Raw genomic sequence first — 21,728 nt, 5'->3', positions numbered from 1 at the left:
GCCGCAGGCGGCCGCCAGCATGCTTTCAGATCGCCGCCGGTGTGCGCATGGTGACGAACTCTTCGGCGGCCGTCGGGTGGATGCCCAGCGTGTCGTCGAACACCTGCTTGGTGGCCCCGGCCTTCAGCGCCACGCCCAGCCCCTGCATGATCTCGCCGGCATCCGGTCCCGCCATATGACAGCCGAGCACACGGTCGGTCTCAGCATCCACCACCAGCTTCATCAGGCTACGCTCGAGGCTATCGGTCATGGTCAGCTTCATCGGCCGAAAACGACTTTCGAAGATCGTTACGTTGTAGCCCTGCTCGCGCGCCTCCTCCTCGGTCAGCCCGACAGTTGCCATGTTCGGCAGACTGAACACCGCGGTCGGGATGGTCGTGTAATCGACCTTGCGATATTGCTCCGGCTTGAATAGCCGCCGCGCCACGGCCATGCCCTCAGCCAGTGCGACGGGTGTCAGCTGCACGCGACCGATCACGTCGCCAATCGCCAGAATCGAGGACACCGAGGTACGGTATTCATCGTCCACGGCAATGAAACCTCGGGCATCCAGCGCTACGCCGGCCTTTTCCAGCCCCAGGTTGTCCAGCATCGGACGGCGGCCTGTCGCGTAGAAGATGCAGTCCGCTTCCAGCGTGCGGCCGTCTTCCAGCGTCGCGAGCAGGCTGCCATCGGCCTGCTTGTCGATATGCACGATGTCGGCGTTGAACTGCAGATCCACGCCCTTCTTGATCATCTCGTCCTTCAGGTGATCGCGGAGCGAGCCATCGAAACCGCGCAGGAACAATTCACCGCGATAGAGCAGCTTGGTATCGGCACCGCAGCCATGGAAGATCGAGGCGAATTCGACGGCGATATAGCCACCACCGACCACCAGCACACGTCGCGGCAAGGATTCGAGGTAGAAAGCTTCATTGGACGTGATGGCGTGCTCACGCCCCGGAATCGCCGGCACGTGGGGCCAGCCGCCGGTAGCGATCAGGATGTGCTCGGCCGTGTACTGCTTACCCTCGACTTCGACGGTATGGGCATCGACCAGGCGCGCATGCGCTTGCAGCAGGGTCACGCCGCTATCCACCAGGATGCTGCGGTAGATGCCGTTCAGTCGCTGGATTTCCCGGTCCTTGTTGGCAATCAGGGTCTTCCAGTCGAAGGTCGCGCCGTCGATGGTCCAGCCGTAGCCCTGTGCCTGGCCAATGTCTTCGGCGTAATGCGCGCCGTAGACCAGTAGCTTCTTCGGCACACAACCGACGTTGACACAGGTACCGCCCAGGTAACGGCTTTCCGCAACCGCCACCTTCGCGCCGAAACCTGCAGCGAAGCGCGCCGCACGCACGCCACCGGAACCTGCACCGATGACGAATAGATCGAAGTCGTAAGCCATGTAATGTTGTCTCCTTCTGTAGCGAACAGCATAACCCAGGCTTTCGGCCTGAATCACCGAAGGAGTGCCGCATGCGCCCTACCCTCACCCACCTGGCTCTGCACGTGCCCAATCTGGACGCCTGTATCGCGTTCTATGAGCGCTTCTGCGGCATGCACGTGTTTCACGAGCGCCCCGGAAAGGGCTCACGCATCGTCTGGATGGCGGAGCCTGGAAAAGAGCGCGAGTTCATCTTCGTGATGATGCCGGACGGCAAGGATCGATCGCTGGCGATGGACGACTACAGCCATTTCGGCTTCGCGCTGGCCAGTCGAGAGGAAGTGGATGCGGTTGCCGACCTGGCGCGCAGGGAAGGCTGTCTGATATGGGAGCCGCGCGACGAACCCTATCCGGTGGGCTACTACTGCGGTTTGCGCGATCCTGCGGGCAACTATGTCGAATTCAGCTACGGGCAGCCGCTTGGACCGGGTGCCGAGGATATGCCGGAGCCTTGAAGCAGGCCCGGAAGTGACTGGGCCACCCTTAGGTGGCCCAATTGCTTCAGAACGCCTTGCCGGTCAGGTAGAAGTGTTCGTAGCAGAAGTTGGTCGCCGCGATGTAGCCCTCGGCGCTACCGCAGTCGAAGCGCTGGCCCTTGAACTTGTACGCCAGCACGCAACCATCCTGAGCCTGGCGCATCAGCGCGTCGGTGATCTGAATCTCACCGCCCTTGCCCGGCTCGGTCTGCTCGATCAGATCGAAGATGTCCGGAGTCAGGATGTAGCGACCGATGATCGCCATGTTGGACGGCGCATCTTCCGGCTTGGGCTTTTCGACCATGTGGCTGACGCGGTAGATGTCGTCGCGGATCATCTCGCCGGCGATCACACCGTACTTGCTGGTCTCTTCCGGCGGCACTTCCTGAATGGCAACGATCGAGCAGCGGAACTGGTTGTAGAGCTTGACCATCTGCGCCAGGACCGGATCGCCATTGAGGTTGATGCAAAGGTCGTCAGCCAGGACCACGGCGAACGGCTCATCGCCGATCAGCGGGCGGCCGCTGAGAATCGCATGCCCCAAGCCCTTCATCTCCACTTGGCGGGTGTAGGAGAAGCTGCATTCGTCGATCAGGCGGCGAATACCGACCAGGTACTTTTCCTTGTCGGTGTTGCGGATCTGGTGCTCCAGCTCGTAGCTGATGTCGAAATGGTCTTCCAGCGAGCGCTTGCCACGCCCGGTGACGATCGCGATCTGGTTCAGCCCCGCCGCCAGCGCCTCTTCAACCCCGTACTGAATCAGGGGCTTGTTCACCACCGGCAGCATTTCCTTGGGCATGGCTTTGGTTGCAGGAAGAAAACGGGTGCCATATCCGGCAGCGGGAAAAAGGCATTTCTTGATCATGTGAGTCCTTGAAATAAAGGTTCCAGTCGATGCACTGCCATCGAGAACAGCAGCTGCCTTGCGGTGTTGCCCGGCCATGCCGGCGTAGAGCCTACGACCATCGTTTTGCAGCGGGGTTCGCAGCGACATTCACGCTCGATGCAGATTATGTGCCTGCCGCTCGGGGGCGCTGGTTTCGCTGCTCCGGCGGGTCGCCACGCTAATGGCGGTCGGGGCGCTCTGTAAAGCCATCTGTCGGTGTTTTTTCACCGTGCCAGTGAGACCGAATAACCGGACGCGCAACCGCGAATACCCATAACCAATGATCATTACACCTTGGTCGCACCTTGCACCGAAAGAGAGCCGGTCGACCCATGACCTGAGTCAGGGAAATGTGCAATTGCACTGTTGTCGGTCGCCCGAAGCACTTCTCTCGAGTCGAAAAGCAATACCATAGCGCCGCCCAATAATGGCGCATGGCTATCACCTGCGGTTGATTTCAAGAATACGCACAGCACGCCGATATCAGCAGGTGACTGCCTGCTCAATGCTGCGCCGCAAGTATCGGCAGCGCAGCAGTGCTGCAATGGCAGCTGACCCCGCGTGGCACTAGTACTAAGGAAAACCATGAACAACAGCTCCGCCTCCCGACAAATGTCCGTGCAGACAAAGATCAACCTGGCCCTGGTGCTGGTCCTGGTGGCGATCATGTCTGCCTCGTTGTTCTTCTCTGCCAGTACGGAGAAGCGGCTCGTGCTCCAAGTTGTAGAGCAGCAGACCAAGGATGCCGCCGACTCCTATTTCGATAGCATCAACACCATGATGTTGACCGGCACCATGGCTCAGCGAGAGGTGCTGCGGAACAAGATTCTCGCGCGCCCAGGCGTTATCGATGCGCGCATCATCCGCGGGGAAGAAGTCACCAAGGTGTTCGGCCCTGGCTATGACCACCAGGCCCCGGCCGACGCGCTGGATCGCCGCGCGCTGAGCGGCGAGGCGATCATCGAGGTCAACAAGCAGAGCGGTGGCCGTGTGCTGACCGTCATCAATCCCATCCTGGCCCACGCGGACTACCGCGGTACCAACTGCCTGACCTGCCACCAGGTTGGCGAGAACACGGTCATGGGCGCTGTGCGCATCAGCTATGACCTCAAGGCGCTGGACCAGGAAGTCGACCGCAACATCATGATCAGTGGCGGGATTCAGTTGCTGCTGCTGTTCATCGGCGTGGTGGTCATGTGCCTGACCGTGCGCCACGTCATCATTCGCCGCATCACTGCCATGCGCCACACCATGAATACCATGGCCGAGGACGAAGACCTCAGCCTTAGCGTCGAGGTGGGTGCGAAGGACGAAATCGGTGCGATGGGCGATGCCTTCAACCGCATGATCGGCAAGTTCCGCCATAGCCTGGAGGCCGTCGCGGGCGTTACCCATCAGCTCAGTGATGTCTCCGAGCGGGTATCCCATGTTGCAGAGAAGACCCTGGCTGCCGTCAACGAGCAGCGCAGCGAGACCGACATGGTCGCCTCGGCGATGAACGAGATGAGCGCGACCGTGCAGGAAGTGGCACGCAATGCCAGCCAGACCGCCACGGCATCGACCGGCGCCGACAACGAATCAAAAGCCGGCGTGAAGGTCGCCACCGAGGCACTGGACGGCATCGAAGTGCTGATCGCCGAGATCGAGAAAGCCGCCCAGGTCATCCAGCGGGTCGAGAGCGACAGCGCCAGCATCGACATGGTGCTCGGCGTGATCAACGGCATCGCCGAGCAGACCAACCTGCTGGCGCTGAACGCAGCCATCGAAGCGGCACGCGCCGGCGAACAGGGCCGCGGCTTTGCGGTGGTGGCCGATGAGGTACGTACCCTAGCTTCGCGCACGCAGAAATCCACTGAAGAAATCCAGGCCATGATCGAACAGCTGCAAGGCGGCGTTCGCAATGCGGTGCAGGCCATGAGCGAAGCACAATTGCGTGCCCGGTCGGGTTCGCAATGCGTCGAGAAGGCTGCCCAGAGTCTCGCCGTGATCGCCGACGAAGTCGGCACCATCAACGAGATGAACACCCAGATCGCAACGGCTGCCGAACAGCAGAGTGCGGTTGCCGAAGAGATCAATCGCAACATCACTACCATCAGCCGTATTGCGGACACCACATCGGCTGACGCATCCCAGACCTCGCAGATCAGCGACGAGCTGGTGCGTCTGGCAACCGAGCTGAACCGTCTGGTCGGCCAGTTCAAACTCTGACCACTGCGGCGCGGCCTTCCCTGCCGCGCCCGGTATGCATTTCGAATCGCCCAACGGTGCGGTTCGGAGTGCCGCCGGGGCGCTATTCTTGATCTGAGACAGTCGGCGCGCCGGACCGAATCGTCCATAATCCGCGCCCATGACCTGCCTGAGCCGGACACACCCGAGGGTGACACCGCGTTCCGCGCCGGACTCCGAATTCAACCTTAGGTAAAACGAACATGGACCAACTGCCGAGCTTCGACCGCGCCCTGGTCGAGAAATACGACCGTCCAGGTCCGCGCTACACCTCCTACCCCACGGCCCCACAGTTTCACCAGGCCTTCGCCCAGGATGATTACCGTGCCGCCGCCGCACGCAGCAATCAGGCGCAAACGCCCAAGCCGCTGTCGGTGTACATCCACATTCCGTTCTGCAAGAGCCTTTGCTACTACTGCGCTTGCAACAAGATCATCACCCACAAGACCGAGCGCGCCGTCGAGTACCTCGAATACCTCAAGCGCGAGATCGCCATGCAGGGCGAACTGTTCGATCGTTCGCGCAAGCTCACTCAGCTGCACCTCGGCGGTGGCACACCCACCTACTTCACCAGCGAGCAGCTGGCCGACCTGATGGCGTGCCTGCATCAGGCGTTCAACATGGATGACAGCGACAACCACGAGTTCTCGCTGGAGGTGGACCCGCGCACCGTCACGCCCGAGCAGATCCACGGCCTGCGCAAGCTGGGCTTCAACCGCCTGAGCTTCGGCGTGCAGGATTTCGACGAGCAGGTGCAGATCGCCGTCAACCGCATCCAGACCGAGGAGCAGACTCGCGAGCTGGTCCAGGCCGCCCGCGACGCACAGTTCAAGTCCATCAGCGTCGACCTGATCTACGGCCTGCCGCTGCAGACGGTGGCCAGCTTCGACACCACGCTGGACAAGATCATCGACATTCGTCCGGACCGCATCGCCGCTTACAGCTATGCCCACCTGCCGGAGCTGGTACGCGCACAGAAGCTGATCCGCCCAGAGGACATGCCACCGCCGGAGCGCAAGCTCGAACTGCTGGAACTGACCATTCAGCGCCTTACCGCCGCCGGCTACATCTATATCGGCATGGATCACTTCTCCCTGCCGGAAGACGAACTGGCCCTTGCCCGCGCCAATGGCACGCTGCAACGCAACTTCCAGGGTTATTCGACCCACGCCGATTGCGACCTGATCGGGCTGGGCATTTCCTCCATAGGCAAGGTCGCCGACAGCTACAGCCAGAACGTCAAGGAGCTATCGCAGTATTACGCGCGCCTCAACGAGGGCATGCTGCCGGTGCAGCGCGGCTACAAGCTGAGCGACGATGACTGCCTGCGCCGTGACGTCATCGTGTCGCTGATGTGCCATAGCCGCGTCGACTACCGCCAGATCGAACAGAAGCACGGCATCGATTTTCGGGAATACTTCGCCGATTCGCTGGCAAAGCTCGCCGAACCGGTGGCCGATGGCCTGGTCGAGCTGCACGACGATGCGCTGGTCCTCTTGCCGCAAGGGCAGCTGATGATGCGCAACGTCGCCATGGCCTTCGACGCCTATCTCGGCGGCGAGCAGCGCGGTCGTTTTTCGCGCACGGTCTGATCTCGCCAACGACGTCACAGCAGGCGGCGCGTAGCCGCCTGCTGTAGCTGGTGAGACTTCCGCTGATCACCGGGCAATTGCCAAACGCCGCTCAAACTGTATAAATAGCCAGTCTTTGAGCGGGCCGCGCGCGCCCCAGCTGCAGCGGATGTGCAATGCGTCAGGCCCTGGAAAATCCCTTCTACTACCTCGAAAACTTCCGACAGGTTCTGGCCTGGGTGAGCCGTCACCACAGTGATCTGCTGGATGAAACCGAGCTGGCATTTATCGAGCGTTTCGCCCTGTTGCCGCAGCCTTCCCAGGCGCTGCTGGTGCGCATGGTGATGCGCAAGGGCATGCTGTTTCGAGCAAGCAAGCTGCGTTATCCGGAGATTGGCTGCTCGCGTCGCGCGCTAGAGCCATTGATCGATCAGGGATGGGTCGATGCGTCTTCGGCCCTGACGCTCGAGCAGCTGTTCGCTTTGCTGACCAAAGGCGAGCTGCTGCAGGTGTTCGGGTCGTCTGCATCAGCCAGCCTGCGCAAGGCCGAGCTGCTGGATAAGCTGCGCGTCGACCACCAGATGGCCAAGCCGTTTCAGGCGTGGTGCAGCCAGATCGAAGACGCGGTATTTGCGTTATGCATCGACGAGCTCTGTGAGCGCCTGCGTTTGCTGTTCTTCGGCAACATCCATCAGGACTGGTCCGAGTTCGTGCTGGCTGACCTCGGCATTTATCGTTACGAGCAGGTCGTCTTCTCGCCCAGCTCCCGCGCCTTCAACTGTCGCACCGAGCTGGATGCCTATCTGCATCTGCATCGTTGCCGCGAGCGTTTCAATACCGGTGAGTCATCGAGCGACGTGCTGGCCGACGTGCCCGATGTGCCCTATGCCAACGCCTGGCTGGAAAGCCGCCGCGGCAAGCTGCTGCTGCGTATCGGCCAGCGGTTCGAGCGCATCGGTGACCTGGCAGAAGCCCTGCGCCTGCATGCCTCCAATAGCTATCCCGGTGCTCGCGAGCGAGCGATTCGCGTGCTCGAACGCTGTGGCCAGCCTGCAGCAGCGCTGGAGCTGCTGGATCAGGCGCAGGCTGCGCCGCAGAGTGAGCACGAACTGCAGCAACTGCAGCGAATCAAGCCGCGCCTGCAGCGCAGCCTGGGTATTCCTACGCTGCGCTCACTCAACCGCAAGCCGGAGCAGCTCGACCTGATCCTGCCCCGAGCCGGCTGTAGCGTCGAGCATGCGGTGCGCGAGCACCTGTCGACACCAGACGCGCCGGTCTACTACGTCGAGAATGCCCTGGTCGGCTCGTTGTTCGGCTTGCTTTGCTGGGACGCGATCTTCGCACCGTTGCCCGGTGCGTTCTTCCACTCTTTCCACTGGGCGCCGGCCGATCTGAATCGTGCGGATTTTCATCAACGGCGCGCTGACCTGTTTGCCGCCTGCTTGGCCTGTCTCGACAGTGACGACTACCGCGACTGCATCTGGCGCACCTTCCAGGCAAAGCTCGGCATTCATAACGCGTTCGTTGCCTGGGGGCTGCTCGACGAGAAGCTGTTGACCCATGCCTTGGCGTGCATTCCCGCCGCGCATCTGAAGCTGATGTTTCAGCGCATCCTCGCCGATGTTTGCGGCAATCGTACTGGCCTGCCTGACCTCATCCAGCTGTGGCCCGAAGAACGCCGCTACCGGATGATCGAGGTGAAAGGCCCGGGCGACCGCCTGCAGGACAACCAGAAGCGCTGGATCGATTACGCCCATCAGCACGGTCTGCCGATTGCGGTCTGCCATGTGCAATGGGCTGAGGTCATGGCGTGAGCTATCGGGTCGCGGTGCGCGCGCTCTGCGAATTCACCGCCAAGGTCGGCGATCTGGACCTGCGCTTCACACCCTCGCCCACCGCGCTGGAAGGCATCGCCGGCCACGCCCAGGTCAGCGCCAGGCGCGGCGAGGGCTACGAACGTGAAGTGGCTCTGGAGGGCCAATACGGAAAACTCATGGTGCGCGGCCGCGCCGATGGCTACGACCCGGCGCGGAACCGCCTGGAAGAAATCAAAACCTTCCGCGGGGATCTGGAACGTCAGCCGGCCAACCATCGGCAATTGCACTGGGCGCAGGCGAAGATCTACGGCTGGCTGCTGTGTCAGACGCGCCAGCTCGACGAGGTCGAGCTGGCACTGGTCTATTTCGACGTCGCCAGCCACAAGGAAACCCTCTTCGTCGAACGCCACGGAGCACAGAGCCTGCGCCTTTTTTTCGAAACCCAGTGTCAGGCGTTTCTCGACTGGGCCGAACAGGAACTGGCCCATCGCGACGCGCGCAATCAGGCGCTCACCGCGCTGGGTTTTCCTCATGCCGATTTCCGCACCGGCCAGCGGCAACTCGCCGAGGCGGTGTACAAGGCAGCCTGTACTGGCACCACGCTCATGGCGCAAGCGCCGACCGGTATCGGCAAGACCCTGGGCACGCTGTTTCCGCAGCTCAAGGCGTTTCCCGGCCAGCAGCTCGACAAGCTGTTCTTTCTCGCTGCCAAGACCTCCGGCCGCCGCCTGGCGCTGGATGCACTGCAAACGCTACAGCGCAACGGCGCGGGTGAATTGCGTGTGCTCGAGTTGATCGCACGTGACAAGGCCTGCGAGCACCCGGACAAGGCCTGTCACGGCGAATCCTGCCCGTTGGCGAAGGGTTTCTATGATCGTTTGCCCGCGGCCCGAGCAGCGGCATTGCAGCACAGCATGCTCGACCAAGCGGCCCTGCGAGAGGTCGCCCTCGCCCATCAGGTCTGCCCCTATTACCTCAGCCAGGAGCTGGCGCGCTGGGCGGACGCCGTGGTCGGCGACTACAACTACTATTTCGACATCAGCGCCCTGCTCTACGGCCTGACGCTCAACAATGACTGGCGTATCAGCGTGCTGGTGGACGAAGCGCACAACCTGCTCGAACGCGCGCGCGGCATGTACAGCGCCGAGCTCGATCAGCGGGTCTTTGCCGGTCTCGGCGGCAAGGCGCCGGCGCCCTTGAAACGCCCGCTGGGTCGGGTACAGCGCTGCTGGAACGACCTGCATCGCGAGCAGCTGGCGAATTATCAGGTGCAGCCCGAGCTGCCGCTCAAGCTGCTCGGCGCGCTGCAACAGGCCGTCAGCGCGGTCACCGATTACCTTGGCGAACAGCCCGGTGGGCTGGATGCAGAGCTGCAACGGGCCTATTTCGATGCCATGCATTTCTGCCGGATCGCCGAACAGTTCGGCGAGCATTCGTTGTTCGATATCAGCCTGTTACCCGCAACTGGCCGCGGCAAGAACAAGCGTTCGATGCTGTGCCTGCGCAATGTGGTTCCAGCGCCCTTCCTCGCGCCACGGTTAGAACAGGCTCGTTCGACGGTGCTGTTCTCGGCCACGCTGAACCCGCGCCGGTTCCATGCCGATATGTTGGGCCTGCCCACGGGTAGCGCCTGGATCGAGGTCGAATCGCCATTCCAGGCCGATCAGCTGCGGGTATGCCTGGCCGAGCATGTCTCGACCCGCTATCAGCACCGCCAGGCCTCGCTGGGTGCCGTGGTCGAGCTCATCGCCCAGCAATATCGCGAGCGCGCCGGCAACTACCTGGCGTTCTTCAGCAGCTTTGATTACCTGCAACAGGTGACTGCCCTGCTGCGCGAGCAGTATCCGGACGTGCCCTTCTGGGAGCAGACTCGTGGCATGCAGGAAGCGGCCCGCAGTGCATTTCTCGACCGATTCACCGAGCACAGCAAGGGCGTCGGTTTTGCGGTGCTCGGCGGCGCATTCGCCGAAGGCATCGACTTGCCAGGCAACCGCTTGATTGGCGCCTTTATCGCCACCCTCGGCCTGCCGCAGGTCAATCAGGTCAACGAGCAGTTCAAGACACGCCTGGAGCAGTTGTTCGGCCGCGGCCTGGGTTACGACTACACCTACCTCTACCCCGGGCTGCAGAAAGTCGTGCAGGCTGCGGGACGGGTTATCCGCACACAGAGCGATGAAGGCGTCGTGCACCTGATCGACGACCGTTTCGGCCGGTCGCAGATACGCCTCCTGCTGCCGAGCTGGTGGCAGCTTTCGCCAGTTTCCAGCGACTGAGGCCACGCAACGGCGCCGTTCGGGTTGCGTGGTGTCCGGAGGCTCGCTATAGTCCTGCGCCGCCGATTCCCCATCGGCGAACTGCTACGCAGCCTCCGCCCGGATGGCGAAATTGGTATACGCAAGGGACTTAAAATCCCTCATCCGAAAGGGTATGCGGGTTCGACCCCCGCTCCGGGCACCAGTCTTTACGCGGCTTTCAGCCTTCCAGCGTCCGTCTTGTCATTTGCGCTTTACTGACTTTCCGCAATTAGCGCTAGCGCTGCCATCGTCAGCGCACTATCTGATCAACCTTTGTATCCATCGAACGCAGTTACCAGCCTGAGGGTTGGCTGAAGTTCATATCGAACTTGCCGACATCGCGCTGCCGCTCTTTTCAATGTCCAGAAAGATAGTACGCGCGCAATTGTGTCTGCAGATACATACAGTGCTATGCTGTGTCCATGGGATTAATCGAGCAATTGCCATGACTGCGACTCTTCAGGCACCCGCGTTTACCAAAGATCAGTGCGCCGCCGGCCTTCGTACTGCGGTGAACATTCTCGAAAAATGGCAGGCGTCTACCGAACAGGCCTGTCGGATACTGCGTATCTCCCGCAGTACTCACGCGCGGGCCAAACTCCGCAATGCAGATTGGTCGGTCAGTCTGGACCCAGACCAGATGCAGCGCGTCAGTTTCATTCTCAACATCCACGCAGCACTGCGGCTGATCTTCGATAACCCGGAAAACACTTACGGCTTTCCGGCAATGCCCAATCACAACGAATTCTTCAACGGGCGATCGCCGCTGGAGGTAATGGCTCAGGGGGACATGATTTCCCTGTACGAGTCGTTCCGCCGTATCGACAGCCTGCGAGGCGCGCAGTGGTAGTGCCGCAGCGACTGCCGATACGGGCCGATGCCCGGTGCCAGTCGTACCGGCTGGTGAACTCCAAGTATCCTCCCATCGATCTGTTCGATGACGTAGCCGACGCCGAGGAATTTGAAATCCTCTATCAGTTGCAGGCGCTGACAAACCCGAGATTGCACAACGAAACTGGCCGCCTCGAGCTGATTCCTCGGTCAGAAATACCGTTCGGCATTCCGGGCTGCTCCTACGCTACGGCGCCGTTCACCCACGTGAATCCAGCCGGCTCTCGTTTCAGCGATGGCAGCTACGGCGTGTTGTATCTGGCCGACAGCATGGAAACGGCACTGGTCGAGGTGCGGTATCACCAGGAGCACTACTGGTCGAATGTCGTAGGCTTGAACTTCGAGCGGTTCGTTTTCCGCGGGTTGTCATGTCAATTCAACGAGGCCGGGCTGCTGGATGCCACGGGCGTGTCGATGTCGGATCCGATCTACGACGCGGATGATTACTTCCACTCCCGCCAGTTCGGTCGCCTCGCCAGGCAAGAGGGATTCCCCGGGTTGCGGTATCACTCGGTACGTAGCCCAGGCCGGCACTGCTGGGCACTCATGACGCCGCGGCGCGTACTGTCCATCGTTCAGACCGCACACTACGAGATGATCTGGAACGCTGGCATCACCAGCGTCAGCGCGATCACCGAAGTCTGATGCTGGCGCGTTAGCCGTCTTCTCCTCCCTGCACCGGCCATCCGATTGCGCCGTGCTGCCAAACCGCTGTAACAATCATCGCGCATCGTCTGCTCATGGACTCCCCATGGCGCAAGGACGCTCCACCGAACTCACGACGTGAGGACGCGAACATGAGCAAGCGATCACTCGAAGAACTGGTTACCCGATCGGATATCAGTGCACTCCAGCCCATGGTGCATTGGCGCCGCGGGCGTCGTAACGGTCATGACAAGGCCGGGCCGAACGCTGCCGCACTGATTCAGCGCGCCGCACATGATATCGGCATGCTGAGAACCGCTGTACACAGCTGAGCTCGACTCCTGTCAGGCCTCGCGAACGGGTCGCAAGGCCTGTTCCAGAGCTTTTCTATGGTCTTGACGGCTGTCAATGGCAAAAATAGTAAGCAGCCTATCTTTCGCTCCGATGTCAACCAAGGAGCGGCACATGAAGAACCTGCATCCCCATCATCTGACCCCCTACCTGCTGAGCGCTGGCCTGTTATGCAGTCCGGCGGTTTTCGCTCAGGAAACCTTCAGCAGCTTGTTCACCGACGCGAAACCGATTCTGGATGTGCGCTATCGCTACGAGCACGTCGATCAGGACAACGCACTTGAGCACGCCAACGCCCAGACGCTGCGCACCCGCGTCGGCTTTCAGACCGGCAAGTGGTACGGCCTGTCGGCTCTGGTCGAGGCAGACAACGTAAGCCGCCTGGGTGATGCCGCCTACAACAGCACACGCAACGGCCAGACCGATTACTCCGTGGTAGCCGACCCCGACGGCAGCGAGATCAACCAGGCGCTGTTGCGCTACGACCACGCGTTCGGCAACGCCATTGCCGGCCGTCAGCGCATCAATCTGGACAACCAGCGCTTCGTCGGTGGCGTCGATTGGCGGCAGAGCGAACAAACCTACGACGGTGTGCTGGGCCAGCTGCAACCGCTCGACAAGCTGACCCTGACTTACGCCTACATCAACAACATCAACACGACCTTCGGCCCGGGCGACAACCGTTTCGACAATCGCGCCAACCCGGCCAATATCGAAGGCCACAGCCATCTGTTCAACGCCCGCTACGCTCACTCACCGGCGCTGACGGCCACCGCCTACAGCTATCTGCTGGGACTGGACAACATCGCCACTGCACCCGCCGCTGCGCTCGGCACCCTGTCCAGCAAGACCACAGGTCTGCGTCTGAACGGTGCCCTCCACGGCATCAGCTATGCGCTTGAATATGCACGCCAGCAGGACTACGCCGACAATCCACAGGAGCTGAGCAGCGAGTACTACCTGGCCGAACTTGGCTACGCCCTCAAGGGTGCGACTCTTAAAGCGGGCGTGGAAGTACTGGGCGGCGACTCGGGGCCGGGCAATCGCGCCTTCCAGACGCCGTTGGCCACCAAGCACGCCTTTCAGGGCTGGGCCGACACCTTCCTGCTGACGCCCGCGGACGGTGTGCAGGACGTTTACCTGGGGGGCACACTACCGCTCTTGGGCGGCACGCTGCAGGCCTGGTACCACGACTTCCGCGCCGAGCGTGGTAGCGAGCAGTACGGGGAAGAGATCAACATCGCTTACAGCCGCGCCATCCCGCTGGTCAAAGGGCTGGTCGCAACGGTCAAGTACGCCGGCTACGACGCGGACGACTATTCGGTGGATACCGAGAAGCTTTGGGCACAGCTGCAGTACAGCTACTAAGCGATACGGGTCGGGCGTTCGCGCCCGACCTTCCCTACTCAGCTATCGCGTGTGACGAGGCAGGCGCAGGGAGATAATCGCGGCGAGCAGCACGAAAAGTGACGATACCCACAGGCAAGCCTGCAACCCATAGGCCTGGAACACCCAACCGGAGAGCAGGGTACCGATCAACCGACCCATGGCGTTGGACATGTAATAGAAGCCCACGTCCAGCGAAACGCCGTCTTCCTTGGCGTAGCTGACGATCAGATAGCTGTGCAGCGAGGAGTTCACCGCGAACAGCGCACCGAATAGCAGCAGCCCACCGATCAGCACCCATTGCGGCGATGCATCAGTTGTCAGGCCCACAGCGATTGCCGCGGGTAGCGCCGCCAGCAGCGCGGCCCAGATGAAGGCCGCACGCCCATCCGGTACCTTGCCGCTGCGCTTGCCGGTAATGGCCGGCGCCATCGACTGGACGATGCCGTAGCCGATGATCCAGCAGGCCAGAAAGCCGCCGACCATCCAGAAATTCCAGCCGAAGACGGTGCTCAGGTACACCGGTAGCGCGATGACGAACCAGACATCGCGAGCCCCGAAGAGAAACAGCCGCGCGGCCGACAGTACGTTGATTGCCTGGCTTTTGGAGAGGATGTCCTTGAACTTCGGTTTGGCCTTCGCCTTGCCAAGATCCTTTTTCAACAGCACCAGGCTGCTGATCCAGATCACGGCTAGCACCGCTGCCATCGCCAGGACCGCGCCGGCGAATCCCAGCAGCGTCAGCAGTGCACCACCGAGGAAAAATCCCACGCCCTTGAGGGCATTCTTCGAGCCGGTGAGGATGGCCACCCACTTGTACAGCGTGCCCTGCTGGCTGTCGGGTACCAGGAGCTTGATCGAGCTCTTGGCCGACATCTTGTTCAGATCCTTGGCGATACCGGACAACGCCTGCGCACCCATCACCCAAGGCACCGTCAGCCACGCCGCTGGCACAGTGAGCATCAGCAGCGCCACCACCTGCATCGCCAGGCCAAGGTTCATCGTCCGGTTCAGGCCGAGTCGAGCGCCGAGATAGCCGCCAACCAGATTGGTGACGACACCGAACACTTCGTAGAACAGGAACAGCGCCGCGATCTGCAGTGGCGTGTAGCCCAACGAATGGAAATGCAGCACCACCAGCATGCGCAGCGCGCCGTCGGTGAGCGTGAACGCCCAGTAGTTACCGGTGACGATCAGGTACTGGCGCACCGCGGGGGGCAGTCGGGCAAGGGCTTGCATGGTCGGTTCCGGATTGATTGAGCAGGTGCATTGCGCAACTAGATTGGCGAGCAGCGATGGCGTGGCATGCCGAGAGTCGGGGGCGTCGCGTCACGGATTTGCCGTAGGGTGGGCTTCAGCCCCCACCCTGCCGTTTCCATAACCCGCACCGCTCTCGGCAACACGCCACTCAGCGGCATCTCACCCTACCAGCCCCACCATGCGCGCCAGTTCCACGGTGCGGTTGGCATAGCCCCATTCGTTGTCGTACCAGGCGTAGATCTTCACCTGAGTGCCGTTGACGACCATGGTCGACAGCGCATCGATGATCGACGAGCGCGGGTCGGTGCGGTAGTCGATGGAAACCAGCGGCCGCTCCTCATACCCGAGGATGCCCTTCAGCTCGCCCTCTGCCGCGGCCTTGAGCAGCTGGTTCACCTCAGCGGCATCGGTAGCGCGCTCCACTTCGAACACGCAATCGGTCAGCGAGGCATTGGCCAGCGGCACGCGCACGGCATGGCCGTTCAGCTTGCCGCGCAGCTCCGGGAAGATTTCAGCGATCGCCGTGGCCGAGCCGGTAGTCGTGGGAATCAGGCTCATGCCCGAGGCCCGAGCGCGGCGCAGGTCCTTGTGCGGCTGATCGAGAATGCTCTGGGTATTGGTCAGGTCATGGATGGTGGTGATCGAACCGTGGCGGATGCCGAGCTGCTCATGGATCACCTTGACCACCGGCGCCAGGCAGTTGGTGGTGCAGGATGCCGCGGTGACGATGCGATGCTGCGCCGGATCGAACAGACTATCGTTGACGCCCATGACGATGTTCAGTGCACCCGGCTCCTTCACCGGCGCGCTGACCACCACGCGTTTGACGCCCTGCTCCAGATATTGCTGCAGCACGGCAACGGTCTTCATCTTGCCGCTGGCCTCGATGACCAGATCGCAGCCCGACCAGTCGGTTTCGCTGATCGCCTTGTTGGCGCTGACCTTTACCCGCTGACCGTCGATCACCAGACCGTCGCCATCGGATCCCGCTTCGTGTTGCCAGCGACCGTGAATGGAGTCGAAGTTCAGCAGGTGCGCATGGGTGGCCGCGTCCCCTGCCGGATCGTTGATCTGCACGAAGTCCAGCTCCGGCCAATCCCATGCCGCGCGCAGTGCCAGACGTCCGATGCGGCCGAAGCCATTGATGCCAACTTTGATGCTCATGGATGCCTCGCTTTTGAAAGGTGAATCAGGAAGTTCGTGGCGCAAACATGATGATCGCCATGCCCAGCATCGCAACGGCGCAGCCAAGCAGGTCCCACCAGGTCGGGCGAACACCATCGACCAGCCACAGCCAGACCAGCGCCACGCCGACATACACGCCGCCGTACGCCGCATACACGCGCCCGGCGGCGGTGGGATGCAGCGACAGCAGCCAGGCGAACAGCGCGAGGGAAAGCGCAGCTGGCAGCAGCAACCAGATACTCTTGCCCTGTTTCAGCCAGAGGTATGGCAGATAGCAGCCGACGATCTCCGCTATCGCGGTAATGACGAACAGGCCAAGCGTATTCAGCATGCGAAGCCCGTCATGCGCCGAAGCGTTCGATCCAGCCGACATGGGCCGGATGCTGGATAGCCTTGGGGCGCAGCGCCTGGACGCTGGCGATGGCGGTTGCGCGCGGCACGTCGCGGTCCATCAGGATGCGCGCTGCGATCAGGCCCGTACGACCGGAGCCGCCCTTGCAGTGAATAGCGATGCGCTTGCCGGCATCCAGCAGCTCATTGATCCGATCCGCCGACTGTTCCCAGGCCTGGTCTAAGTCCGCCAGCGGCATCTGTTCGTCAGCCACCGGCAGGTGAAACCACTCGAGGCCGCGCTCGGCGCAGAGCTGCGCCAGCTGCGTCGCTTCGTTGCGCGCCAGCTCTTCAGCAGGCATCAGGGTGATCAGCGCGTCAGCGCCGGCTGCTTGCAGGGTAGCCAGCGCCTCATCGACGCTGGTGCCCTTGCTGCCGGGGCACGGTGTGAAGATCAGCTGACCGGCGCTGCCGGGTACATCGAGGATGTCGTAGGGATGGGACACGCGGGCGATTCCTGAAAGTCAGATGGAGCGTTGATTGACGCGACGGGACAGCGCTTCGGCTGACTCCTTGCGTTCCGAATAGCGATCGACCAGGTAGTCGGCCCGACCGCGTACCAGCAGGGTGAGCTTGATCAGCTCCTCCATCACATCCACCACGCGGTCGTAGTAGGCCGAGGGCTTCATCCGGCCGGCGTCGTCGAATTCGAGAAAGGCCTTGGCCACGGAGGACTGGTTGGGGATAGTGAGCATACGCATCCAGCGGCCCAGCACCCGCATCTGGTTCAGGGCGTTGAACGACTGCGAACCGCCGCTGACCTGCATGATCGCCAGCGTCTTGCCCTGGGTAGGCCGCACCGCGCCCATGGCCAGCGGCACCCAGTCGATCTGGGCCTTGAATACCGCGCTCATCGAGCCGTGACGCTCGGGCGAACACCACACCTGACCTTCCGACCACTGCATCAGCTCGCGCAGCTCCTGCACCTTCGGATGGCTGTCCGGTGCATCGTCCGGCAGCGGCAATCCGGACGGATTGAAGATGCGCGTCTCGGCACCGAAACGTTCGAGCAGGCGCGCAGCTTCCTGTACCAGCAGACGACTGTAGGAGCGCTCCCGGTTAGAGCCATAGAGCAGCAGGATGCGTGGCCTGTGTTCTGGACCTGCCGGCAGAGCAAGCTTGTCCAGGTCAGGCATATCCAGCAGATCTGGGTCGATATTGGGCAGATCGTTGTTCATTAGGCATGTCCTGCTAGGTTCAAAGTGTGCCGATGCGTGCCAGCTCGGTTCTCAGCGTAGCGGCATCCAGTTGAGCGAGCGGTAGCGCGAGAAACGCGGTGAAACGTAGCTTGAGCCTGACGAGCGTGGCATCGAACGCCGCTTTTATTTCCTCGGGGCTACCGACGCTCTCGGAAGGATCGACAAGCCCCCAGTGCGCTTTGGTGGCCGGCCCGAAATACACCGGACACGCTTCGCCAGCGGCCTTGTCGCAGACGGTAATGACGGAGTCGGGATTCAGCGCCTGATGCGCGTCGCTGCTCTTGCTATACAAGCCATCAGCCGCAATGCCGGCCCGCGCCAGCGCCTCAAGCGTCAGTGGATTGATCTCGCCTCTTGGCTCGCTGCCGGCGCTGAACGCGCGCATGCCGGCCGGCGCGAGATGGTTAAACAGCGCCTCGGCCAGAATGCTGCGGCAGCTGTTGGCGGTGCAGAGAAAGAGAATCTTCATGGTCGTTCTTGATTCAGGCGCATGAGCTGGCGCGCTCTGGGCGGTTGCGCATACTTTCGAGGCGCTGCACGTTATCGCCCAGCCAATTCTTGTTAGCGGCCAGGATCGGCTGCAGCATGTCGGTCACCCAGTCAGGCAGGTGCGGGTGGAGTCGGTAGTAGACCCATTGGCCCTGACGGCGGTCTTCCAGAATTCCGCATCCGCGCAGCAGCGCCAGATGCCGCGAGATCTTTGGCTGGCTCTCATCCAGCGCACAGGTCAGCTCGCAGACACACAATTCGCCTTCACGGGCGACGAGCAACGCGATCCGCACGCGAGTCTCGTCTGCCAGGCATTTGAATACAGTGGTAGGTGTCAGGTGCTCGACCATTGATATCTTCTCAGCGCTTGTTCTTGACCAACACGAACATCTTGATCCGCTCATGTATCTCGTGAAGCGTGTGCCGGTAAGCATCCGGCTGGTCGCTGGTGGCAGGGTCTTCGAAGTTCCAGGCGATGTACTCGCCCGCACCAGGCAGTGCAAGGCATTCCAGCGATGACTTATCACACAGCGTGATCACGAAATCGAACGGTTGCCCTTCCACTTCCTCCAGCGATTTGCTGTGCAATCCCACTGTCGCAACACCAAGCTGCTCAAGCGCTGCCAGCGCTCGTAGATCGACCTGGGTGGGAGCGGTGCCTGCGCTGAACGCCTCGAAGTGCTCCGAATCGGCATGCCGCAGCAACGCCTCGGCGAGCTGGGAGCGTGCCGAGTTGGCGACGCAGACGAACAGGACACGCGATTTGTAGGCCATAAAGCCGTTCCCCATAAGATATGCCTAGCCGAATATATTGCTTAGCGCATAAGCAAGTAAAGCTCTCTCGAGCTAGGTCAGCTATTTACTGCGGGTGTCAAAGGCAAGTTTGTTGCGCCGGAACAAGAGGCGTATATTCCGCATCGCATATATTTATTCGAACGAATATCCGCCTTTACGGGAGCCGCTTGATGACAGCACCCAATGTTCTCGATGTCATCATCATTGGCGCAGGACAGTCCGCCCTGACGACTGCGTACTTTCTGCGTCGCACGTCGCTGTCCTATCTGCTGTTGGATGAACAGCCCAGTCCCGGCGGCGCATGGCTGCACGCCTGGGAGTCGCTGAGACTGTTCTCACCCGCCGCCTGGAGCTCGATTGCCGGCTGGCCGATGCCTGCTCCAGCCGAGCCGGGCAATCCCACGCGCAGCGATGTTATCGATTATTTGCGACGTTACGAAGATCGCTACCGGTTTCCCATTCAGCGATCGGTTCGAGTCGATACGATCAGCCGCCTCGACGATCTCTGGCGTGTGCAAGCAGGCGATCAGCATTGGCTGGCTCGCGCAGTCATCAGTGCGACGGGCACCTGGAGCAAGCGTTTCATTCCGCCTTATGAAGGGCGCGAGCTTTTTCAGGGTGCGCAGATTCACTCAGCTCACTACCGTGACCCTGGTCCCTTCACAGGTAAACGGGTGATGGTGGTAGGCGGTGGAAACTCCGGCGCGCAGGTACTCGCCGAGCTATCCAGAGTCAGCGAGACACGCTGGGTCACTCAGGAGCCACCTGCGTTTCTGCCCGACGATGTCGACGGCCGCGTGCTGTTCGAGCGCGCTACCGCACGCTGGAAGGCGCAGCAGGAGGGACGCAGCATCGACGAGCCGGCCGGCGGCTTCGGTGACATCGTCATGGTGCCGCCGGTGCGCGAAGCCCGCGAGCGTGGCGTTCTGGTGGCCGAGCGCCCCTTCGCGCACTTCACCGAAACGGGAGTCGAGTGGGCGGATGGGCGTCGTGAGGACCTGGACGCGGTGATCTGGTGCACAGGTTTCCGCCCGGCACTGGATCATCTTCGTGAACTCGGCATCATCGAGGCCGATGGCAAAGTACAGGTAGAAGGAACCCGCGTCGTGAAGCAACCCAATCTCTGGCTGGTGGGCTACGGCGACTGGACCGGCATGGCATCTGCCACGCTGATCGGCGTCACTCGCACGGCGCGGAGTACCGTCGATGAGGTCGTTCAGGCACTTGCCGCAAAGCCCCTGCAGCGCCCCTAGCAACCACTGATGCAATCCCGATCATCATACGAAAAGGTGTAATTAGCGATGTCCAGTCAATGTGAAGTGGCCGGGAAGAAAGCGGCCGGCGTCCCGCTCGGATTCTTCGAGCGTTATCTGACGCTCTGGGTCTTTCTCTGCATCGTTGCCGGCACCCTCCTCGGCCTGGGACTGCCCGCTGCCGCACAAGCGGTCGGCGCGCTGGAAATCGCCCATGTGAACATTCCGGTCGGCCTGCTGATCTGGGTGATGATCATCCCGATGCTGATGAAGATCGATTTCTCGGCGCTGCGGGAGGTTTATGCACAACGGGCGAGCATGGGCATCACGCTGTTCGTCAACTGGGCGGTCAAGCCATTCACCATGGCCCTGCTCGGCTGGGTATTCATAAAGCATGTCTTCGCGCCGTGGCTCCCGGCTTCCGAGCTCGATAGCTACATGGCTGGCCTGATACTCCTAGGCGCCGCACCCTGCACGGCGATGGTTTTCGTCTGGAGCAATCTCTGCAACGGCAACGCCAATTTCACCCTGACCCAGGTGGCGCTGAACGACGTGGTAATGGTGTTTGCCTTTGCGCCAATCGTCGCCCTGCTGCTCGGCGTGTCGTCGATTCCAGTGCCCTGGGATACCCTGTTGCTCTCGGTAGTGATGTACATCGTCATTCCGCTGGCCATCGCCCAGTTCATTCGCGGCCGGCTGATGAAGCGCGGTGAGCCGGCCTTTCAGGCGGCACTGGCGAAGGTGCAGCCATTTTCCATCGTGGCGTTGCTGGCGACCCTCGTCCTGCTGTTCTCCTTCCAGGGCGAAGCGATCGTGGCCCAGCCGTTGATCATCGCCATGCTCGCGGTACCGATCCTGCTGCAAACACTATTCATCGCCGGACTGGGCTACTGGCTCAACCGTCGCTTCCTGGTTCGCCATGATGTTGCCGGCCCTTCAGCGATGATCGGTGCTTCGAACTTCTTCGAACTGGCGGTTGCCGTTGCAATCGTGCTCTATGGTTTCAATTCAGGCGCGGCCCTTGCGACCGTAGTTGGCGTATTGATCGAGGTGCCGGTCATGCTCTGGCTGGTGCGCAACATCAACCGCAGCCGTGACTGGTACAACCGGGCGTTACCGGCTGATTGAGCTGGAACCACTCACCTTCGCTTGACCCTGATCAGCAGGGCGGCGCGCAGGCTGACTACCATC

General features: G+C 61.6%; 21 protein-coding genes and 1 tRNA gene. 12 read left to right on the top strand and 10 right to left on the bottom strand.

Annotation, left to right across the window (positions count from 1 at the left end):
* Window positions 1–25 precede the first annotated feature (25 nt).
* A complete protein-coding gene (gorA, locus tag IEG05_RS18715; RefSeq protein ID WP_046621737.1) occupies window positions 26–1,384 on the bottom strand; it encodes a glutathione-disulfide reductase in 1,359 nt (452 codons plus the stop codon).
* 71 nt (window positions 1,385–1,455) lie between these two features.
* Between gorA and IEG05_RS18710 the strand changes: the two genes are divergently transcribed.
* The gene (locus IEG05_RS18710; RefSeq protein WP_046621736.1) at window positions 1,456–1,878 is read left to right on the top strand and encodes a VOC family protein; all 423 of its coding nucleotides are present in this window, start codon (window positions 1,456–1,458) and stop codon (window positions 1,876–1,878) included.
* Window positions 1,879–1,924: 46 nt separating this feature from the next.
* Here IEG05_RS18710 and galU read toward each other — a convergent pair whose 3' ends face one another.
* Entirely contained in the window at window positions 1,925–2,764 is an 840-nt protein-coding gene (galU, locus tag IEG05_RS18705) for a UTP--glucose-1-phosphate uridylyltransferase GalU (RefSeq protein WP_014820237.1), read from the bottom strand.
* A 606-nt stretch (window positions 2,765–3,370) separates the two neighbouring features.
* Between galU and IEG05_RS18700 the strand changes: the two genes are divergently transcribed.
* The 9 genes from IEG05_RS18700 (at window position 3,371) to IEG05_RS18660 (ending at window position 13,948) form a co-directional block, all read left to right on the top strand.
* A complete protein-coding gene (locus tag IEG05_RS18700; RefSeq protein WP_046621734.1) occupies window positions 3,371–4,993 on the top strand; it encodes a methyl-accepting chemotaxis protein in 1,623 nt (540 codons plus the stop codon).
* A 221-nt stretch (window positions 4,994–5,214) separates the two neighbouring features.
* The gene (gene hemN, locus IEG05_RS18695; protein WP_014820239.1) at window positions 5,215–6,603 is read left to right on the top strand and encodes an oxygen-independent coproporphyrinogen III oxidase; all 1,389 of its coding nucleotides are present in this window, start codon (window positions 5,215–5,217) and stop codon (window positions 6,601–6,603) included.
* A gap of 155 nt (window positions 6,604–6,758) precedes the next feature.
* Entirely contained in the window at window positions 6,759–8,396 is a 1,638-nt protein-coding gene (locus IEG05_RS18690; RefSeq protein ID WP_046621733.1) for a VRR-NUC domain-containing protein, read from the top strand.
* Window positions 8,393–10,672: an ATP-dependent DNA helicase gene (locus IEG05_RS18685; RefSeq protein ID WP_046621731.1), complete on the top strand. Its 2,280-nt coding sequence runs from the start codon at window positions 8,393–8,395 to the stop codon at window positions 10,670–10,672. The genes IEG05_RS18690 and IEG05_RS18685 overlap by 4 nt, the downstream gene beginning before the upstream one ends.
* A 97-nt stretch (window positions 10,673–10,769) precedes the next feature.
* A tRNA-Leu gene (locus IEG05_RS18680) sits at window positions 10,770–10,856 on the top strand.
* Between the two features lie 282 nt (window positions 10,857–11,138).
* A complete protein-coding gene (locus tag IEG05_RS18675; protein ID WP_046621729.1) occupies window positions 11,139–11,543 on the top strand; it encodes a hypothetical protein in 405 nt (134 codons plus the stop codon).
* Window positions 11,543–12,229: an RES family NAD+ phosphorylase gene (locus IEG05_RS18670; protein WP_046621727.1), complete on the top strand. Its 687-nt coding sequence runs from the start codon at window positions 11,543–11,545 to the stop codon at window positions 12,227–12,229. Before IEG05_RS18675 ends, IEG05_RS18670 begins: the two co-directional genes overlap by 1 nt.
* A gap of 152 nt (window positions 12,230–12,381) precedes the next feature.
* A complete protein-coding gene (locus IEG05_RS18665) occupies window positions 12,382–12,561 on the top strand; it encodes a hypothetical protein (RefSeq protein ID WP_014820245.1) in 180 nt (59 codons plus the stop codon).
* Window positions 12,562–12,694: 133 nt separating this feature from the next.
* On the top strand, window positions 12,695–13,948 hold the full coding sequence (locus IEG05_RS18660; RefSeq protein ID WP_046621724.1) for an alginate export family protein: 1,254 nt from the start codon (window positions 12,695–12,697) through the stop codon (window positions 13,946–13,948).
* 42 nt (window positions 13,949–13,990) lie between these two features.
* Here IEG05_RS18660 and arsJ read toward each other — a convergent pair whose 3' ends face one another.
* The 8 genes from arsJ to IEG05_RS18620 form a co-directional block, all read right to left on the bottom strand.
* The gene (gene arsJ / locus IEG05_RS18655; RefSeq protein WP_046621723.1) at window positions 13,991–15,205 is read right to left on the bottom strand and encodes an organoarsenical effux MFS transporter ArsJ; all 1,215 of its coding nucleotides are present in this window, start codon (window positions 15,203–15,205) and stop codon (window positions 13,991–13,993) included.
* Between the two features lie 180 nt (window positions 15,206–15,385).
* Window positions 15,386–16,390, bottom strand: a complete 1,005-nt coding sequence (locus IEG05_RS18650; protein WP_191122511.1) for an ArsJ-associated glyceraldehyde-3-phosphate dehydrogenase — start codon at window positions 16,388–16,390, stop codon at window positions 15,386–15,388.
* 25 nt (window positions 16,391–16,415) lie between these two features.
* The gene (locus IEG05_RS18645; protein ID WP_003284967.1) at window positions 16,416–16,742 is read right to left on the bottom strand and encodes a YnfA family protein; all 327 of its coding nucleotides are present in this window, start codon (window positions 16,740–16,742) and stop codon (window positions 16,416–16,418) included.
* Between the two features lie 10 nt (window positions 16,743–16,752).
* On the bottom strand, window positions 16,753–17,247 hold the full coding sequence (locus tag IEG05_RS18640) for a cyclin-dependent kinase inhibitor 3 family protein (protein ID WP_046621720.1): 495 nt from the start codon (window positions 17,245–17,247) through the stop codon (window positions 16,753–16,755).
* 18 nt (window positions 17,248–17,265) lie between these two features.
* Complete coding sequence (gene arsH, locus IEG05_RS18635; RefSeq protein ID WP_046621717.1) at window positions 17,266–17,979, bottom strand: arsenical resistance protein ArsH; 714 nt, start codon at window positions 17,977–17,979, stop codon at window positions 17,266–17,268.
* Between the two features lie 19 nt (window positions 17,980–17,998).
* Window positions 17,999–18,469 (bottom strand): arsenate reductase ArsC, encoded by a 471-nt coding sequence (locus IEG05_RS18630; protein WP_046621714.1) that lies wholly within the window; start codon window positions 18,467–18,469, stop codon window positions 17,999–18,001.
* Between the two features lie 13 nt (window positions 18,470–18,482).
* Window positions 18,483–18,839 (bottom strand): metalloregulator ArsR/SmtB family transcription factor, encoded by a 357-nt coding sequence (locus IEG05_RS18625; protein ID WP_014820252.1) that lies wholly within the window; start codon window positions 18,837–18,839, stop codon window positions 18,483–18,485.
* 10 nt (window positions 18,840–18,849) lie between these two features.
* On the bottom strand, window positions 18,850–19,263 hold the full coding sequence (locus IEG05_RS18620) for an arsenate reductase ArsC (RefSeq protein WP_046621710.1): 414 nt from the start codon (window positions 19,261–19,263) through the stop codon (window positions 18,850–18,852).
* Between the two features lie 191 nt (window positions 19,264–19,454).
* Here IEG05_RS18620 and IEG05_RS18615 point away from each other — a divergent pair, with 191 nt between their 5' ends.
* Both IEG05_RS18615 and arsB read left to right on the top strand, forming a co-directional pair.
* A complete protein-coding gene (locus tag IEG05_RS18615) occupies window positions 19,455–20,537 on the top strand; it encodes an ArsO family NAD(P)H-dependent flavin-containing monooxygenase (RefSeq protein WP_046621709.1) in 1,083 nt (360 codons plus the stop codon).
* A 48-nt stretch (window positions 20,538–20,585) separates the two neighbouring features.
* Entirely contained in the window at window positions 20,586–21,665 is a 1,080-nt protein-coding gene (gene arsB, locus IEG05_RS18610) for an ACR3 family arsenite efflux transporter (protein WP_046621707.1), read from the top strand.
* The last annotated feature ends 63 nt before the right edge of the window (window positions 21,666–21,728 follow it).

It is taken from the genome of Stutzerimonas kunmingensis, from assembly GCF_014764705.1.
Lineage (GTDB): Bacteria > Pseudomonadota > Gammaproteobacteria > Pseudomonadales > Pseudomonadaceae > Stutzerimonas.
This window is presented reverse-complemented; position numbering and strand designations above follow the sequence as displayed.

Excerpts from the sequence above, each read along its gene's own strand:
- gorA (WP_046621737.1), bottom strand. The coding sequence starts at position 1,384 with ATGGCTTACGACTTCGATCTATTCGTCATCGGTGCAGGTTCCGGTGGC.
- IEG05_RS18710 (WP_046621736.1), top strand. The coding sequence starts at position 1,456 with ATGCGCCCTACCCTCACCCACCTGGCTCTGCACGTGCCCAATCTGGAC.
- galU (WP_014820237.1), bottom strand. The coding sequence starts at position 2,764 with ATGATCAAGAAATGCCTTTTTCCCGCTGCCGGATATGGCACCCGTTTT.
- IEG05_RS18700 (WP_046621734.1), top strand. The coding sequence starts at position 3,371 with ATGAACAACAGCTCCGCCTCCCGACAAATGTCCGTGCAGACAAAGATC.
- hemN (WP_014820239.1), top strand. The coding sequence starts at position 5,215 with ATGGACCAACTGCCGAGCTTCGACCGCGCCCTGGTCGAGAAATACGAC.
- IEG05_RS18690 (WP_046621733.1), top strand. The coding sequence starts at position 6,759 with ATGCGTCAGGCCCTGGAAAATCCCTTCTACTACCTCGAAAACTTCCGA.
- IEG05_RS18675 (WP_046621729.1), top strand. The coding sequence starts at position 11,139 with ATGACTGCGACTCTTCAGGCACCCGCGTTTACCAAAGATCAGTGCGCC.
- IEG05_RS18665 (WP_014820245.1), top strand. The coding sequence starts at position 12,382 with ATGAGCAAGCGATCACTCGAAGAACTGGTTACCCGATCGGATATCAGT.
- IEG05_RS18660 (WP_046621724.1), top strand. The coding sequence starts at position 12,695 with ATGAAGAACCTGCATCCCCATCATCTGACCCCCTACCTGCTGAGCGCT.
- arsJ (WP_046621723.1), bottom strand. The coding sequence starts at position 15,205 with ATGCAAGCCCTTGCCCGACTGCCCCCCGCGGTGCGCCAGTACCTGATC.
- IEG05_RS18650 (WP_191122511.1), bottom strand. The coding sequence starts at position 16,390 with ATGAGCATCAAAGTTGGCATCAATGGCTTCGGCCGCATCGGACGTCTG.
- IEG05_RS18645 (WP_003284967.1), bottom strand. The coding sequence starts at position 16,742 with ATGCTGAATACGCTTGGCCTGTTCGTCATTACCGCGATAGCGGAGATC.
- arsH (WP_046621717.1), bottom strand. The coding sequence starts at position 17,979 with ATGAACAACGATCTGCCCAATATCGACCCAGATCTGCTGGATATGCCT.
- IEG05_RS18630 (WP_046621714.1), bottom strand. The coding sequence starts at position 18,469 with ATGAAGATTCTCTTTCTCTGCACCGCCAACAGCTGCCGCAGCATTCTG.
- IEG05_RS18625 (WP_014820252.1), bottom strand. The coding sequence starts at position 18,839 with ATGGTCGAGCACCTGACACCTACCACTGTATTCAAATGCCTGGCAGAC.
- IEG05_RS18620 (WP_046621710.1), bottom strand. The coding sequence starts at position 19,263 with ATGGCCTACAAATCGCGTGTCCTGTTCGTCTGCGTCGCCAACTCGGCA.
- IEG05_RS18615 (WP_046621709.1), top strand. The coding sequence starts at position 19,455 with ATGACAGCACCCAATGTTCTCGATGTCATCATCATTGGCGCAGGACAG.
- arsB (WP_046621707.1), top strand. The coding sequence starts at position 20,586 with ATGTCCAGTCAATGTGAAGTGGCCGGGAAGAAAGCGGCCGGCGTCCCG.